Source organism: Novosphingobium sp., assembly GCF_041915465.1.
Classification (GTDB): Bacteria; Pseudomonadota; Alphaproteobacteria; order Sphingomonadales; family Sphingomonadaceae; genus Novosphingobium.
This window is the reverse complement of sequence record NZ_JAYSBK010000008.1, coordinates 38,952-54,557: the sequence shown is the minus strand read 5'-3', so window position 1 is coordinate 54,557 and position 15,606 is coordinate 38,952. Positions and strand designations below refer to the sequence as shown.

Genomic DNA, 15,606 nt, shown 5'->3' with positions numbered 1-15,606 from the left:
AGGCTGGCGGGGGAGCGATCGCCGGCCGGGCCAGCGGCGTCTGACCGCCCGGCGCGGCAAGCGCCATCATCGGCCACGCGGCCAAAGCCAGTATCAAGCGCGAAAAGCGCATCATGCCCCCAGGTATCTCCGCGATTACCGATATGAAATGCGGCAATTTTTCCGCTCTGTCGAGTGGAGTCAGCTCTGCGGCGGCGGCATCACCCGGCTCAGGAATTCGATAACGGCGGCGTTAAACTCGTCGTTCTTGTCGCCCGCGACCATGTGGCCGGCGCCCCGAATGTCGGCAATCTCAAGCTTGGGAACACGCCGCCTGAGGTCTTCGACACCTTCATCGTCGACAATGTCGGACTTCATCCCCCGCACCAGCAAGGTCGGCACCCGGTCGGTCCAGTCGGCCGCATCCATCATTTCCAGCAGGTGCCTGGGATCGCCGCGTTCGTCCTGCATCATGCGCGGGTCCCAGTGCCAGTGGTAACGTCCGTCATCGCCCCTGCGCAGGTTCTTGTTGAGGCCGGACAGATCCTTTGGCCGGGGCCGTTCGGGGTAATAGGCGGAAATAGCGTCGGCGGCTTCCTCAAGGCTGGCAAAGCCGCGCGGATTGGCGGTCATGAAGCCGCGAATCTTGCTTACGCCGACCTGCGACATCTTGGGCACGATATCGACCAGCACGATCGCAGACGGCTCAAGCCCGCGCGAAGCCGCGACCATCGCCGTGATCCCGCCAAGCGACGCACCAACCAGCGCCAGCGGGCGCGTGCCGTATTCGGCAACGGCGGCAAGGTCGTTCGCCCGGGTGACAATCGAATAGTCGCCATCAGGCGCCCAGTCGCTGTCGCTATGGCCGCGCAGGTCGTAATTGATCGCGTAATAGCCGGCTGCCGCCAGCTGTTCCTCGCACTTGTCCCAGCTGTGACGGGTCTGGCCGCCCCCGTGGCCGAGGATGACAGTCGGTGCGCCCTTGGTCCCTGCGACGTCGGCGGCAATTTCCACTCCCGGTGCAACCGGAATTCTTATGGTCTGTTTATGCATCGTGGCGGGCAGGTTGCCTGCCCGCCACGCATGGGTCAATCGCAATCTTAATCGCGCGATTAATCTTCCAGCAGTTCGAAGTCGTCCTTTTCGCTTCCGCAATCGGGACAATACCAGTCATCCGGGATGTCTTCGAAGGCCGTGCCCGGGGCGATCCCTTCGTCGGGGATGCCCAGGGCCTCGTCGAGGATGTAGCCGCAATTCCTGCAGCGCCATTTGCGCGTGCCCGGCTGGGACATGGCCGCCCTCCCCTCAGTTCGCGGTGAACTTGATCGGCACGTGCTTGGGGCCGCACACGAAGTTCGAGATCGTGCGTTCGCCCTTGCCGTTCATCTCGACCGATTCGAGGCGCTTGAACAGTTCTTCCCACAGGATCCGCATTTCCATGCGCGCCAGGTGCTGCCCCAGGCACACGTGGACCCCATAGCCGAATGCGATCTGCGGGTTCGATTCGCGGTCGATGCGGAATTCGAAGGGATCTGACCACACGCTCTCGTCGCGGTTGCCCGACTGGTATGACAACATCAGCCAATCGCCGGCCTTGATCTGCTGACCGCCGATTTCGACATCGCTGACCGCCGAGCGCATGAAATGCTTCACCGGCGCTTCCCAACGGATCGATTCCTCGACAAAGGCGTTGATCTTGCTCGGATCGGCCTTCATTTCGGCCAGCAGGTGCGGCCGCTCGGCCAGCGCCCACATTGCGCCCGCCGTGGTGTTGGAAGTGGTGTCGTGACCGGCCGTTGCGGCAATGATGTAGTAACCCATCAGCTGCCGGTGATTGAGGTATTCCCCGTCGATCTTGGCGTTCGCGATCAGGCTGTTGATTTGCGTCGTGGGGTTGGCGCGGAACTTCTCGGTCACGGCCTTGAAATAGTTCTCCAGCTCCATCGTCGTTTCCCAGAGCGACTTCAGCGCCTCTTCGGGGCTCAGTTCGGCGCGGGCACGATTGAGTTCGGGGTCAGCGTTGTTGAACAGTTCCTGCGTCAGCTTGAGCATGAACGGTTCATCTTCCTGCGGCACGCCCAGCACGGTCATGATCACGCGCAGCGGATAGAGGAAGGCGACGTCCTGCGCGAAATCGACTTCGCCGTCGAAGCTCAGCATGTGGTCGACGAATTCCCGGGCGATGCCGCGGATCGCGTCTTCCAGCGGCTTGATCGCGCGCGGAGTTACGTGCGGGAAGACGATGCCGCGCACGTCCTTGTGCTCCTTGCCGTCAAGCGAGACGAGGCTGCGGATGAGGTTCGGCTCACCCCCGGTCAGCATCTTGACCTTGGCTTCATTTTCGCGGTCGGAGAGAAAGGTCGACTTGTCGCCATTATGGAAGATATCGGGCTGGCGCTCGATTTCCTTGATGTCGGCATGGCGGCTGACCACCCAGAACGGATCCATCCCGTCCAGTTCGGCCTTGTCGAGCGGCGCGGTGGCGCGGATCGTCTTGAAGGCTTCGTCCACAATCTCGCGGACCGAATACGACTTGGGATCGATAACCGCCTGCGCGAGTTCCTTGGGCAGTGCCATTGTGCTTGTCCTCTCCTCTCACGGTTCCGGACTTGCCGGAGTCGCTGGATGAGTATAAAATGGTTGGTATACGGTCAACAACTAAGTTACAGCTACAGGACGCCAACAGTCCGGGCGGGAGAACAGTCCAGATGAACGCGCCGGCCAATAGCCAGCTGCCCCGCCGCACCCAGGCGGAGCGCCGCGCCGAATCCGAAAACCGCCTGCTGGCCGCAGCGGCAGAAATCATCGCGTCCGAAGGTTACATGGCCGCGACGCTGGAACGGGTTGGCGAACGAGCCGGCTTCAGCCGCGGGCTTGCGAGCCGCAAATACGGTTCCAAGGACGGGCTGATCGAGGCGGTGATCTGGCGCGTCTCGGCCCATGTCCACGAGCAGGTGGATCTTGCCATCGATGGCATCTCCGATCCGCTCGACCAACTGCTGCGGCTGTTCGACACCTTCGTCGAACTGGTGCTGTCCGACACGTCGGTGCGCGCCTACTTCGTGCTGTTCAGCGCGATGATCGCCAACCGGCTCGATACGCGTACGGTCTTTGACGAGGTCCAGCAGAGGTTCGGCGATCGTATTGCCGCGCTGATCAGCGAAGCCCAGGCCACCGGCTCGGTCCCGCGCACAATCCCCGCGCAGCACTGCGCCTTCATGGTCGGCTGCTTGCTTGCCGGAATTTCGATCGAAACCGCGATTGATTACCGGGTTGAAGGCGATGCCGATCCCCTCGCCCTGCGCCGCGACCTCAACGCAATGCTGCGGCGGGCGCTGGCCGGGTAATATCGTTTGCGAAGTAACGCGCGTCCAATAGGTTGCAGTGCGAGGACGAGGCGGAGCAAAGCGGGAAAAGTCATGCGCTGGTTATGGGTCGTGGCATGGTTCGCTGCAGCACTCGGTACGCTGCTCGCGCCAGCCTTCGCCCAGTCCCCCGATCCGGCCTATACTGCCGCGGACTTCGCCGAACGCAGCGCGCTCGGAGCGGTGCGCATGGCACCCGACGGCAGCCATATCGCCTTCAGCAAACAGGCTGGCAAACGCGTGACCATCGCCGTGATGACCGTGGTCGAGCGCAAGCTTGACCACGAGATTGCACTTCCCGCCAAGGGCCGGCTGGAATGGTACAATTGGGCCGGCAGTCGCCGCCTGCTGGTCTCGATTTCGCACATGGACACGGTCTTCGATCGACAGGTGCGGTTGTCGCGGCTGTTCGTCTACGATCTTGATACGCGCCGGATGGAGCCGGTGGGGCGCGGCAGTGCCACGATCGGCGACAATGTCCTCTATACGGATCCCCGTGGCGACTATGTGCTCGCGATGGTCGCGCGCGATTTCCGTACCTATCCCGCGGTCTGGAAATTCCCCCTGAGCGGGACCGCGGACGCGCGCAAGGGCGGCGTGATCCAGGGAGCCAAGCCCGGCGTCATGCGATGGGCGGCGGACACGTCCGGCGTGATCCGACTGGGCTTCGAATACGGCGGAACCAGCGCCATCACGGTCTGGTACCGCGGCGGTCCGGGCCAGGAATACCGGATCGTCGCCCGGCTCGACGCCAACAATCGGGAAGGCGACTTCTGGAGCGCGGTCGCGATTGTCGGCGAAAGCGACACAGGCTTCGTGCTTAAGCCGGACGCAAGCGGAAGGAACGCGATCCAAAGTTTCAACTTCGCGACGCAGGCCACCGGGAAGACAGTCTTGTCAGCGCAAGGGTGGGACGTGGACAAGGCCGTCGTGGATTCTCGCACCGGCGCGCTGCTGGGCATGGAATATACCGACGATCGCCGCCATGTGGTCTGGATCGATCGGACCTGGAACGCATTGCAGGAACAGCTGTCGCGCGCGCTGGGGGGCAAGGACGTAAGGATCGTGTCGTGGTCCGACGACCAGTCCGCCATGGTCATCTGGGCCGGCGCGGGCGACGATCCGGGGGCCTACTACACCTATGACAGCAAGACCGGATCGCTTGCCCTGTTCGATACGGCCAGGCCCAGGCTTGATCCTGCCAGGCTCGCGCGGCCAACGGCCGTTGCCTATCCAGCGCGCGACGGCATCTTGATCCCGGCGATCCTGACCCTGCCCCGAACCCACGGGGCCAAACCCTTCCCGCTGATCATTCTGCCCCATGGCGGCCCGTTCTGGATCCGCGACCGGTTGGAGTTCGATACCGAGGCACAGTTTCTGGCCAGCCGGGGTTATGCCGTGCTGCAGCCCAATTTTCGCGGATCGGGCGGCTATGGCGAAGCGTTTGACAGGCTCGGCCGGGGGACGATCGGCCGGGCGATGCAGGATGATCTCGACGACGGAATGGATTGGCTGGTGGCCCAGGGCATCGCCGATCCGGCGCGGGCCTGCATCGTCGGCGCCAGTTATGGCGGCTATGCCGCCTTGTGGGGTGTGATCCGCAATCCCGAACGCTATCGCTGTGCCGCCAGCTATGCCGGGGTGACCGACTGGCGTGAATTGCTCAGAAATGACCGGAACTTCTTCAACCGGGGGGCGAGCGGCGCAATCACCGCTCGGCTAAGCGGGGAGGACGAAACGTTCGATTTCGGGCTGATCTCTCCGGCCACGCAGATCGCGCGGTTGCGGCGCCCGGTGCTGCTGGCCCATGGCGAACGCGATCCGATCGTGCCGTTCAGCCAGTTCAAGATCATGCAGGGCGCGGCGAGCAAGGCCGGAGTGCCACTAGAAGTACTGGTCTTCCCTGATGAAGGCCATGGCTTTGCCAGGGCCGAAGACGAGGCCCAGTGGCTGGAGAGGCTTGCCGCGTTTCTGGCGAAGTATAATCCCCCCGACTAGCGCGGGATTGCTCTTGCGGTGCTGGCCGGGCAAGTTGCTGGCATGACATGCCGAACCGCGATCCTCGCTCTCGTTCTTTGCTCAGCCCTGACCACGCCGGCACTCGCCGAAACGGTCTATGTCCGCGCTGGCCATCTGGTCGATCCCGAGGCGGGCAAGGTGCTCGATGATCGCCTGATCCGGATCACGGATGGTCGAGTGGCCGCCGTTACCCCCTGGTCACCGCCCGCCGACAGCGCGCCGGTGATTGACTGGTCCGCATTCTGGGTTTTGCCCGGATTGATTGACGCTCATGTCCACCTTGCCGATGTCGAGCAATCCAGCAATGTCGCGGAGCCACTGCTGCATTCGCCTGAAGAGATCGCCTATATCGGCGCGCGGAACGCCCGCGTGACGCTGCTTGCGGGTTTCACAACCGTCCATGACGTCGGCAGCTTCCGCGGGCTCGCGGATGTCGAACTGCGCAATGCAATCAATCGGGGCGACGTGCCAGGCCCGCGGATCAGCGCGATTGGCGCCTATATCACCATCCCCGGTGGTGGCGGCGAAGTGACCGGCCTTGCGCCCGACGTGACCTTGCCCGCCGACATGCGCATGGGTGTTGCCGCAACACCGGCCGAAGTGGAACTGAAGGTCAACTACCTGTTCCAGCACGGCGCGGATTCGATCAAGTTGATCGCAACCGGCGCGGTCCTGGCCGAAGGGACCGAACCTGGACAGCAGGAAATGTCGGAAGAGATGATGGTGGCTGCGGTCCGGACGGCACAGTCGCGCGGATCTTGGGTTACTGCCCATGCCCATGGCGCTGCCGGAATCAAGTCGGCGATGCGCGCCGGCGTGCGCGGGATCGAACACGCCTCGCTGATCGACGATGAGGGCATCGCGATGGCCAAGGCGAAGGGCGTCTACCTCGACATGGACATCTACGATGGGGACTACATCGCCGAAGTCGGCCGCCGCGATGGCTGGCCCGAAGCGATGCTCCGCAAGAACGACGAGACGACCGAGGCCCAGCGGCGCGGGTTTGCCAAGGCGGTGAAGGCCGGGGTCAAGCTGCCCTTCGGCACCGATGCCGGAGTCTATCCCCACGGCCTCAACGCCCGTCAATTCAAGTACATGGTGCGCTATGGCATGACCCCGATGCAGGCGATCCAGTCGGCCACCACGGTGGCGGCGGAGTTCCTGGGCATGAGCAAGGACGTGGGTGCGCTTTCGCCCGGTCACTGGGCCGACATGATCGCTGTCAGCCGCGACCCCCTGGCCGATATCACCGTGCTGGAAACCGTCGACCACGTGATGAAGGGCGGCACAGTGGTGCGCTGAGTCCATGAAACTCTGGTTCGATGGTTCGGCGCGGCCCAATCCGGGAGCGGTTGTCACGGCCGTGGTCGTGCACGGACAAACCCATATTCGCAACGACTGGGAAGCGGGCGACAACAACGATGCCGAATGGCGCGCCCTGCTCCATGCGCTGAGCATCGCCCGCCAACTTGGCCTGCGCGAGGCTACCCTGCTGGGCGACTCGGCTCTGGTCATATCGCAGGCCAGCGGCACCGCGCCGTGCCGGGACGAGCGCTTTCGCCACTATCTTGCCGCTTACAACGAAGCGGCAGCACACCTCGGCAAGATCCGCATCCGCCGGATCGCCCGCGCGCAGAACCTCGCCGGAATCGCGCTGGAACGTTTGCACGGCCGCCTGTAAGGCAGGGCCACGATGGCGCGGCTGATCCTGTTCAACAAACCCTATGACGTGCTCTCGCAGTTCACCGACAGCCGCTCGCCATCGCCGCGCCGGACGCTCTCGGATTTCATCGCCGTGCCGGGGATCTATCCCGCCGGTCGGCTCGATCGCGACAGCGAGGGTTTACTGCTGCTGACTGACGATGGCCGATTGCAGGCACGGATCGCCGATCCCCGCTTCAAGCTGCCCAAGACCTACCTGGTGCAAGTGGAGGGCGCGCCCGACGAAGCCGCGCTGGAGCAACTGCGAAGGGGTGTGCTGCTAAACGATGGGATGACCCGCCCCGCACAGGTCGAAGCGATCACGCCGCCCGACCTTTGGCCGCGCGATCCGCCGGTTCGCTTCCGCAAGTCCGTACCCGACCACTGGCTGCGCCTGACCATCCGCGAAGGCCGCAACCGGCAGGTCCGGCGCATGACGGCGGCCGTCGGCCTGCCAACCTTGCGGCTGGTGCGATGGAGCGTGGGGGACTGGAACCTAGACGGGATCGCACCCGGCACCTGGTGCGAGGTTCCGGCGCGCTGAGGTTCAGTCTTGCGAGGTCAGGAAGGCGACCAGCGCCCTGACCTTCTTCTGCCGCCATTGCGGCGCGGGCGCGACCAGCCAGTAACCGTGGCGGCAGGGCTCAACCTCGCCGAATTCCTTGAGCCGGCCAAGCGCGATCCAGCTCTGCGCGAGCGTCGCGGGAACGCGGGTGCGGCCCATGCCGGCAGCGGCAGCAGCCAGCGCCAGACCGGCGTCGCCTACGGTCAGCGGCGCGGCATCGTCCGGTCCGTCACCGCCCGGATTGGGATCGCCCGGCCAGGCGATCCAGCTGCCCTCGCCCACGAATACGCGTCCGCTTTCGCCCAGCGGCACGCCCTCAAGCTCGCCTGGCCCTTCGGCCCAGCGCACCGCGAGGTCGAGATTGGCCTCGGTGAAATCGGCATGTTCGCCATCGACCAACGAGAAGCGCACTTCGGGATTGAGGCGGCGGAATTCGGACAGCCGCGGGGCGAGCCAGGCCGCAAAGAATTCGCGCGGGGCAGCGATGGTGTAGACGTGACTCGATTGGCCGGCCTGCATCGCCTGCACCGCATCTTCGAAATGCAGGAACCCGGTTCGCAGCGCCTCAAGCCCGGCGTTCGCCTCATCGGTCAGTTCCAGGCCCTTGGGCGTGCGGCGGAACAGGACTACGCCCAGCACATCTTCAAGCGCCCGGATTTGCTGACCGACAGCCGCCGGAGTCACGGCCAGTTCGTCGGCCGCACGGGTAAACGAAAGGTGCCGCGCCGCAGCGTCGAACACGCGCAGGGCGTTTAGAGGCAGGTGTGTGCGCTTCATGGAAAGCCGCGCCTAGCCCGCCGTGGCGGGAGCCGCCAGCGGGAAGAAGGGAATTGCCACCTCGAACTGCGCACCATCATCGCGGCGGAACACGTAGTATCCCTCCATCGATCCGTGCGGCGTCGTCAGCGGGCAGCCCGAAACGTAATCGTGGCTCTGGCCCGGCGCGAGGATCGGCTGTTCGCCAACCACGCCCTCACCCTCAACCAGGTTGACCATCCCGCGCCCGTCGGTGATCCGCCAATGGCGCGTCAGCAGCTGAACGGAATGCTGCGTGTCGTTCTCGATCCGGATGTGATAGACCCAGAACCACTTGCCCGCCTCGATCCGAGATTGCTCGGGCAGGAAGTTCACCGCGACGCGCACGGTAATGCCATCGGTCATGGCACAGTGCTGGAACAACTCCTTCATGGCACCAAGGTAGCGACTAGGATGCCCCGCGACAATGGGGCGTGGCGCTTCGCGCAACCGAACGCGGCAATGCAACGGCAGCGGTTGCTCTTGGCGCTGCCGGTCCGCGCTGGTAACGCTCCCGGCATGACCTCCGCACCACCGATCAGCGAATTGTTCCTGCTCGCCCTGATAGTGATCTTTGCACTGCCTTACCTGGTCTGGCGGCTTGGTCGGACCGACTATTTTGCGCCCCTGGTGGTTGTCCAGATCGTCACCGGAATCCTCCTTGGCCCCGGCGTGCTCGGTGCAGCATTTCCAGGGTTTTACACCTCATTGTTCACACCGGGTGTGATTGGCGCGCTGAACGGGATCGCGTGGTGGGCGGTGATGCTGTTCGTCTTCGTGGCCGGGCTGGAACTCGACCTCAGCCACGCGTGGGAACAGCGCCGCGAAACCGGCATGACGGCCAGCCTCGCGTTCATTGTGCCCTTCGCCCTTTCAAGCCTGGCGGCACTCGCGATCCATGCCTTGTTTCCGGGCTGGGTCGGCAGGAACGGCACGCCGCTGCAATTCGTGCTCGGGATCGGAATGGCCTGTGCGGTCACGGCCCTTCCCATCCTGGTGCTGTTTCTGGAGCGCCTCGGGATTCTCCGCCTGCCATTCGGGCAACGGATCCTGCGCTATGCCAGCCTGGAGGACATCTTTGTCTGGGGCGTCCTGGCGCTGGTCCTTGCCGACTGGGAGCGCGCGGGCCGACAGATCGTGTTCTTCTTGTCCTACCTTGCCGTCGCCTGGGCCATGCGCAAACTGATGCGCGCGCTTGCCTTGCGCGATCGCTGGTACGTGGCCCTGATCTGGCTTGCCGCGATCGGATACTGGGCCGACTGGTCGGGCCTGCACTTCATGGTTGGCGCATTCCTGGCAGGGGCCGTGCTTGAGGCGGAATGGTTCGGGATCGAACGCGTCGATGCCTTCCGCGATACGGTCCTGCTTGCTCTGATGCCGGTGTTCTTTCTTTCGACCGGGCTCAAAACCAGCTGGGAAGTCGGCTCCGGCGCCGTATTTCTGGGGGCGGCGCTGCTGCTGTTAAGCTCGGTCGCGGGGAAACTGCTGGGCGTAGGCCTTGCCGGAAAGCTGCTTGGCTGGGGCAAGGGCGAGGCCTGGGTGATCGGCTGGCTGCTTCAGACCAAGGCGCTGATCATGATCATCTTCGTCAACATCCTGTTCGACAAGCAACTCATCTCCAGCGGCGCCTTCACCGCGCTCCTGCTGGCCGCCGTGGGCAGCACGATGCTGACAATCCCGGCTGTAACGCCGGCGCTCAGGCTGCTCGACGAAGTAAAGCGCAAGTCGGCCTAGAGGCCGACCTTGACCAGCGCCTGGTCGAGATCCTCGATCAGGTCATCGGGATCTTCCAACCCGACGTTGAGCCGCAGCATGCCGTCGGTCACGCCCATTTCGGCGCGCGCATCCGGGCTCACCGAATAGTGCGTGGTCGAAGCATTGTGGCACATCAACGAACGCGAATCCCCGATGTTGTTCGAAATGTCGATCAGGGTCAGCGCATTGAGCAGGCCAAAGGCTTGTTCGCGGTCTTCGACTTCGAACGAGAAGATCGAACCGCAGGCGTCCATCTGCTGCATCGCCAGGCTGTGCTGGGGATGGCTGGCAAGGCCGGGGTGGTTGATCTTGGGCACCCGGCCTTCGAGGAACTTGCCGACCTTCAGCGCGTTCTCGCTTTGCTTCTTCACCCGCAGGTCAAGCGTTTCAAGGCCCTTCAGCACCACCCAGGCGTTGAACGGCGAGAGGTTCGGGCCGGTGTTGCGCTGGAACGGCAGCAGCTTGTTGTTGATGAAATCGGCTGAGCCGGACACGGCCCCGGCCAGCACGCGGCCCTGCCCGTCCATCAGCTTGGTCGCCGAATAGGCCACCACATCGGCGCCCCATTCGATCGGGCGCTGCAAAGCGGACGTGCAGAACGCGTTGTCGACCACGGTGGTGATCCCGCGCGACCTGGCAAGATCGCAGACGAACTTGAGGTCGACGATGTCCATCGTCGGATTAGCGGGCGTTTCGAAGAAGAACACCTTGGTGTTGGGCCGGATCGCGGCTTCCCACTGGGCATTGTCGCGCGCGTCGATCGTGGTCGATTCGATCCCGAAGCGCGGGAACAGCTGATCGACCAGCCAGCGGCACGAACCGAACGCGGCACGCGCCGCGACGATGTGATCGCCCATCGAAAGCTGGCACAGCAGCGCCGCCGTCATCGCCGCCATGCCGGTCGACTGGACACGGCACGCCTCGGCCCCGTCCATCAGCGCAATGCGTTCTTCCAGCATCGCCACGGTCGGGTTCTGGAGGCGGGAATAGGTCATCCCCTGAGCCTGACCGGCAAACCGTGCGGCGACGGTTTCGGCATCGTCGAACGAATAGCCCGAGGTCATGAAGATGGCCTCGCTCGTCTCGCCGTGTTCGCTGCGCCAGGTGCCCGCGCGGACGGCCTGGGTTGCAGGGCGCCAGGTGCGGGTGATCGAACGGTCGGTTCCGGTGGTGCGTTTCATAGTACCAGCGGCTCTAGGAGCCTGCCCGCAAGCGCGCAAGACCGTTGCACTGGGGCGCACCCGCCCGTAAATCGCCAGCGATGCAGGGCCGCTTTACCACGCAGCAGGATCCAGCCGACTGGTGCGGCGTGATCGCGGTATTCTTCCTGGCGCTGGCCTGGTGGCGGCTGGGCATCCCGTCGGACATCTACTTCGACGAGGTTCACTACGTGAACGCCGCGCGCAAGCTGATCGAAGGGGTGCGCGCCAATCCCGAACATCCGCTGCTGGCCAAGGAAGTGATCGCCGCCTCGATCCGCTGGCTGGGCGACAAGCCGCTTTATTGGCGGCTGCCATCCGCCTTTGCCGGGACGATCGGCCTGTTCGCTTTTTCGCGCCTGGTCTGGTTCACCAGCGGACGGCGCCTGGCGACAATCCTGGCCACTCTCCTGCTCGCGACCAATTTCATGTGGTTCGTGCAAAGCCGGATCGCGATGCTCGACATGGTCATGGCCGGGCTCGGCATGGTCGGCCTGTGGCAATTCGCCGCCGCCATGCGCAAGCCCGGGCAAGGACACTGGAGGCTCGCGCTGGCCGGGACTGCGCTTGGTCTCGCAGTCGCGGCGAAATGGTCAATCGTGCCCGCCGCAATGCTGCCTGGGCTGTTGTTCCTGGCGGTCAGACTGCGCATGCATGGGCCGAACTTCGTCACCGCGACGAGCGGCGGCCCGGTGCCGGGCGTCAGCCTGCTCGAGGCCGGGCTGTGGCTCGGCGCTCTGCCCATGCTGGTCTATTGGCTGACCTACTGGCCAGCGTTCTTCTATGCGAAGCAGGCGATCGACCCGTTCGACCCGATCGGCTGGCATCAGTACATGCTGAGACTGCAGGACAGCGTGATGAAGCCGCACCCCTACCGCTCGGTCTGGTACCAGTGGATCGGGAATATCCGCGCGATCTGGTACCTCTACCGCGAAACCGACGGCGCCTGGCGCGGGATCGTGATGGTCGGCAATCCGCTGACCATGCTGGCGGGCCTTCCCGCGCTGGCCTGGGGGTTGTGGGCCGGGATCCGGCGGGGGCGCGGCGATGCTCTCGCCTTTGCCGCGCTCTATGCCGCCTCGCTGGGCATGTGGGCGGTCTCGGGCAAGCCGGTGCAGTTCTATTACCACTACCTGCTGCCGGGCGCCTTCCTGATGGCCCTGCTGGCGCTGGCGCTGGACGAATTGTGGCAGCGCAAGGATCGCTGGCGCTGGCTGCCGCGCGGCCTGCTGGCGGCGAATATCGCCGTCTTCGTGTGGTTCTATCCGATCATCTCGGCCGCGCCGCTCCACAATGGCAAGGCCAGTTTCGAGCAATGGATGTGGCTTGCTAGCTGGCGCTGACCTCGCACATCTGCATATTGCGAATCAAACAGACAGGATTCGCAACAAATGACCAAGCTTTCCGCTCCGCTGAATTTCGTCCACGGCCCGACCATGCACAACCGCATGATGCTGGCTCCGCTGACCAACATGCAAAGTCATCCCGACGGGACGCTCTCCGACGACGAGGTGCGCTGGCTCGAAATGCGTGGTCAGGGCGGCTTCGGCCTGGTGATGACCGCTGCCGCTCACGTCCAGCGCGGCGGGCAAGGTTTTCCGGGGCAACTCGGCATCTGGTCCGACGATCACCTTCCGGGCCTCACCGCCCTTGCCGACAAGCTGCGCGCAACCGGGGCGCTGTCTTCGGTCCAGCTGCACCATGCCGGCATGCGCAGCCCCAAGGACCTGATCGGCGAGGCTCCGCAAGGCCCCTTCGCCGACGCGGAGACCGGCACCCGCGCACTGACCACTGCCGAGGTCGAGATCCTGCGCGACGATTTCATCGCCGCAGCCGTCCGCGCCGAACAGGCCGGGTTCAACGGGGCCGAAATCCACGGTGCGCATGGCTATGTCCTCGCCCAGTTCCTGGATGCCGAGAACAATCAGCGCAGCGACGGCTGGGGCGGCAGCTTCGCGGCCCGCAAGCGCATCATCCTCGAAATCATCGACGGCATCCGCGCCGCCACCGGGCCGCAGTTCCAGCTCGGCCTGCGCCTCTCGCCCGAACGCTTCAACATCCGCATGGCCGAGGCATTGGCGCTCGCCGAGGAAGTAATGACCGGCGGCAAGCTCGACTATCTCGACATGTCGCTGTGGGACTGCTTCAAGGCGCCCGAGGAAGCCGAATTCGCCGGCAAGCCACTGATCGAACACTTTACCGCGCTCGAACGCGGCACCACCAAGCTGGGGGTCGCGGGCAAGATCATGGACGCAGCCAAGGCGCAGGCCTGCCTCGATGCGGGGGCCGACTTCGTGCTGATCGGACGCGGCGCGATCCTGCACCACGATTTCGCGAGGCAGGCGCTCGCCGACGTCAGCTTTGCCAGCACGAGCGTCCCAGTTACCCGCGCCCACCTCAAGGCCGAGGGGCTGGGCGATGCGTTCGTGGATTATATGGCGACGTGGAAGGGTTTCGTGGAAGGGTGATTAGGCTTAGGCTGGTGTGCGTCTGCGCAGCACCAGCCAGCCGACCGCGATCAGAGCACCACTGACGGCGCAAGCCATGTCCTTTTGGGCGTCCCAAATGTCGCCTTGTTGTCCATTGTAGGCATCGGCGTTGGGGCCAGCCATAACCAAGGTCAGCACCCACTCAAAGATTTCGTAAAGCGCCGAGCCAGCAAACACGAATTCAACCGCGATGTAGAGCGCCACGCCGTTACTAACGGCGCCACTGCGGCTCAGAAATTGAGCAATCGGGTAGACCATCAACAGTCCGAAACTGAAGTGGACCAGCCGATCATAGCTGTTGCGCGTCAGGCCGAAAAACTCGCCAGGTTCCGGCAGGCCGAGCGAAGTGAACCAGGCATCATAGGGGACGTAAGAATAGGCATAGCGCCCACCCAGCGTGTGTAGCCACAAGAACAGGCACAAACACCAGACCACAGTATCCGGCATGGGGTGCCGTCGCAGTACCCAGCCAAGCGCGGCCACAATTGCGAGGGTTGGCAGATTTTGCAGCGGCGCCAGGTCAGGAAAAGGCGTGTCGATCAAACTTGCAAGTGCAAGCAGCGCCGTAACACTCAGCAGCGCCAATTGACTGGCAGGCAGTCGGGCTGCCTCGCTCAATACTTGCCCCAGACGAACTTCGAGGACAACGCGAAGTTCCACACCGAACCCAGTACGATCCCGACGATCGCCGCCGGATAGGGGTTGAACCCGATCCGCACCAGCGCGGTCGCCGCGCCGATATTGGCGAGCAGGCCGAACGAGCAGGTCAGCGCAAACCGCGCCCAGCCCATCATCAGCGGACCGACGCCGCGCAGGCGCTTGTCCGAATAGGTCAGTTCGTTGTTGAGTACGAAGTTGAAGGTCATCGCCACGACTGCCGCGAGGGTCTGGCCGACGATAAAGGCCGCTTCCTTGGGATAGTGGCTGACCGCGAATTCCGCGCCGAACAGGTTGAGCACTGCGGCCAGGACCGCCATGTGCACCACGACGCCCATCGCGCCGATCGTGCCGAACAGGGCGAAGCGCGTCGGGATGATCCGGCCCAGCCACTTGTCGTACAGCCCGACCAGGAATTCGAACACGACCGTGCGGTCGAGCTTGCTTTCGCCATCGGCACGGGCGGCGAAATTCATCGGGAATTCCTTGATCCGCAGCGGCGCTTCGACCGTGGCGAGAATATCGAGCAGGATCTTGAAGCCTACGCCCGACAGGCGGTGCGCGTCGGCACGCAGCACTTCGCTGCGCAGCATGAAATAGCCGCTCATCGGGTCGGACAGTTCGACTCCGGTGACCTTGTTCGCAATGCGGTTGGCAAGGTTCGAAGCCTTGACCCGGTCAGGCCGGCCCCAGGCTTCGGTGCTTGCGCCTTCAGCAAAGCGCGAGGCGTAGGAAACGTCGTATTCCCCGCCTTCGATTGCGGCCAGCATGCCGGGCAGCAGATTGGGATCGTGCTGGTGATCGGCGTCCATCACCGCGACGACCGGGGCGGCGGTCGCGCACATCCCCTCGATCGCGGCCGAGGACAGGCCGCGTCGGCCAATGCGCTGGATCACCCGCACCCGCGTGTCTTCTTGGGCCAGTGCGCGCGCTTCGTCGGCCGTCCCATCGGGGCTGTTGTCATCGACAACAATGACTTCCCAGGCGATGCCCGTGAGCGCCGCATCGAGCCGCTGGACCATGCCGCGCAGGTTGCCGCGTTCGTTATAGGTGGGCAGGACGACGCCCAGGCGAAGAGTCAT

General features: G+C 64.2%; 16 protein-coding genes. 8 read left to right on the top strand and 8 right to left on the bottom strand.

Annotated features, from left to right (window positions below):
* Window positions 1-180: 180 nt before the first annotated feature.
* The 3 genes from ACE3SN_RS03140 to ACE3SN_RS03130 are packed head-to-tail and all read right to left on the bottom strand — an operon-like array spanning window position 181 to window position 2,556.
* On the bottom strand, window positions 181-1,032 hold the full coding sequence (locus ACE3SN_RS03140; RefSeq protein WP_374527382.1) for an alpha/beta fold hydrolase: 852 nt from the start codon (window positions 1,030-1,032) through the stop codon (window positions 181-183).
* 59 nt (window positions 1,033-1,091) lie between these two features.
* Window positions 1,092-1,271 carry a rubredoxin gene (locus ACE3SN_RS03135; RefSeq protein WP_374527380.1) on the bottom strand — a complete coding sequence of 60 codons (180 nt, stop codon included), beginning with the start codon at window positions 1,269-1,271 and terminating at the stop codon, window positions 1,092-1,094.
* Window positions 1,272-1,284: 13 nt separating this feature from the next.
* Window positions 1,285-2,556, bottom strand: a complete 1,272-nt coding sequence (locus ACE3SN_RS03130) for a cytochrome P450 (RefSeq protein WP_374527378.1) — start codon at window positions 2,554-2,556, stop codon at window positions 1,285-1,287.
* Window positions 2,557-2,687: 131 nt separating this feature from the next.
* Between ACE3SN_RS03130 and ACE3SN_RS03125 the strand changes: the two genes are divergently transcribed.
* From ACE3SN_RS03125 to ACE3SN_RS03105, 5 genes are all read left to right on the top strand, one after another.
* Window positions 2,688-3,326: a TetR/AcrR family transcriptional regulator gene (locus ACE3SN_RS03125; RefSeq protein ID WP_374527376.1), complete on the top strand. Its 639-nt coding sequence runs from the start codon at window positions 2,688-2,690 to the stop codon at window positions 3,324-3,326.
* 72 nt (window positions 3,327-3,398) lie between these two features.
* Complete coding sequence (locus ACE3SN_RS03120; protein ID WP_374527374.1) at window positions 3,399-5,342, top strand: alpha/beta hydrolase family protein; 1,944 nt, start codon at window positions 3,399-3,401, stop codon at window positions 5,340-5,342.
* A 42-nt stretch (window positions 5,343-5,384) separates the two neighbouring features.
* The gene (locus ACE3SN_RS03115; RefSeq protein WP_374527372.1) at window positions 5,385-6,665 is read left to right on the top strand and encodes an amidohydrolase family protein; all 1,281 of its coding nucleotides are present in this window, start codon (window positions 5,385-5,387) and stop codon (window positions 6,663-6,665) included.
* A gap of 4 nt (window positions 6,666-6,669) precedes the next feature.
* Window positions 6,670-7,044 carry a reverse transcriptase-like protein gene (locus ACE3SN_RS03110; RefSeq protein WP_374527370.1) on the top strand — a complete coding sequence of 125 codons (375 nt, stop codon included), beginning with the start codon at window positions 6,670-6,672 and terminating at the stop codon, window positions 7,042-7,044.
* A gap of 12 nt (window positions 7,045-7,056) precedes the next feature.
* Window positions 7,057-7,608: a pseudouridine synthase gene (locus ACE3SN_RS03105; RefSeq protein WP_374527368.1), complete on the top strand. Its 552-nt coding sequence runs from the start codon at window positions 7,057-7,059 to the stop codon at window positions 7,606-7,608.
* Window positions 7,609-7,611: 3 nt separating this feature from the next.
* Here the strand turns inward: ACE3SN_RS03105 and ACE3SN_RS03100 are convergent, their stop codons facing one another.
* A complete protein-coding gene (locus ACE3SN_RS03100) occupies window positions 7,612-8,406 on the bottom strand; it encodes a LysR family transcriptional regulator (RefSeq protein ID WP_374527366.1) in 795 nt (264 codons plus the stop codon).
* Window positions 8,407-8,418: 12 nt separating this feature from the next.
* The gene (gene apaG / locus ACE3SN_RS03095) at window positions 8,419-8,817 is read right to left on the bottom strand and encodes a Co2+/Mg2+ efflux protein ApaG (protein ID WP_374527364.1); all 399 of its coding nucleotides are present in this window, start codon (window positions 8,815-8,817) and stop codon (window positions 8,419-8,421) included.
* A gap of 126 nt (window positions 8,818-8,943) precedes the next feature.
* On the opposite strand from apaG, the gene ACE3SN_RS03090 reads away from it, so the two are divergent.
* Window positions 8,944-10,158, top strand: a complete 1,215-nt coding sequence (locus tag ACE3SN_RS03090) for a cation:proton antiporter (protein WP_374527362.1) — start codon at window positions 8,944-8,946, stop codon at window positions 10,156-10,158.
* Here the strand turns inward: ACE3SN_RS03090 and ACE3SN_RS03085 are convergent.
* Window positions 10,155-11,360 (bottom strand): PLP-dependent aspartate aminotransferase family protein, encoded by a 1,206-nt coding sequence (locus ACE3SN_RS03085; RefSeq protein ID WP_374527360.1) that lies wholly within the window; start codon window positions 11,358-11,360, stop codon window positions 10,155-10,157. The two genes, ACE3SN_RS03090 and ACE3SN_RS03085, sit on opposite strands and share 4 nt — an antisense overlap.
* An 80-nt stretch (window positions 11,361-11,440) precedes the next feature.
* Between ACE3SN_RS03085 and ACE3SN_RS03080 the strand changes: the two genes are divergently transcribed.
* Both ACE3SN_RS03080 and ACE3SN_RS03075 read left to right on the top strand, forming a co-directional pair.
* Entirely contained in the window at window positions 11,441-12,721 is a 1,281-nt protein-coding gene (locus tag ACE3SN_RS03080; RefSeq protein ID WP_374527358.1) for a phospholipid carrier-dependent glycosyltransferase, read from the top strand.
* Window positions 12,722-12,769: 48 nt separating this feature from the next.
* Window positions 12,770-13,846, top strand: a complete 1,077-nt coding sequence (locus tag ACE3SN_RS03075) for an NADH:flavin oxidoreductase (RefSeq protein WP_374527356.1) — start codon at window positions 12,770-12,772, stop codon at window positions 13,844-13,846.
* A gap of 6 nt (window positions 13,847-13,852) precedes the next feature.
* Here the strand turns inward: ACE3SN_RS03075 and ACE3SN_RS03070 are convergent, their stop codons facing one another.
* Window positions 13,853-14,485, bottom strand: coding sequence for a DUF2238 domain-containing protein (locus ACE3SN_RS03070; RefSeq protein ID WP_374527355.1), 633 nt, complete (start codon window positions 14,483-14,485; stop codon window positions 13,853-13,855).
* Window positions 14,482-15,606 (bottom strand): glycosyltransferase, encoded by a 1,125-nt coding sequence (locus tag ACE3SN_RS03065; protein WP_374527353.1) that lies wholly within the window; start codon window positions 15,604-15,606, stop codon window positions 14,482-14,484. Before ACE3SN_RS03065 ends, ACE3SN_RS03070 begins: the two co-directional genes overlap by 4 nt.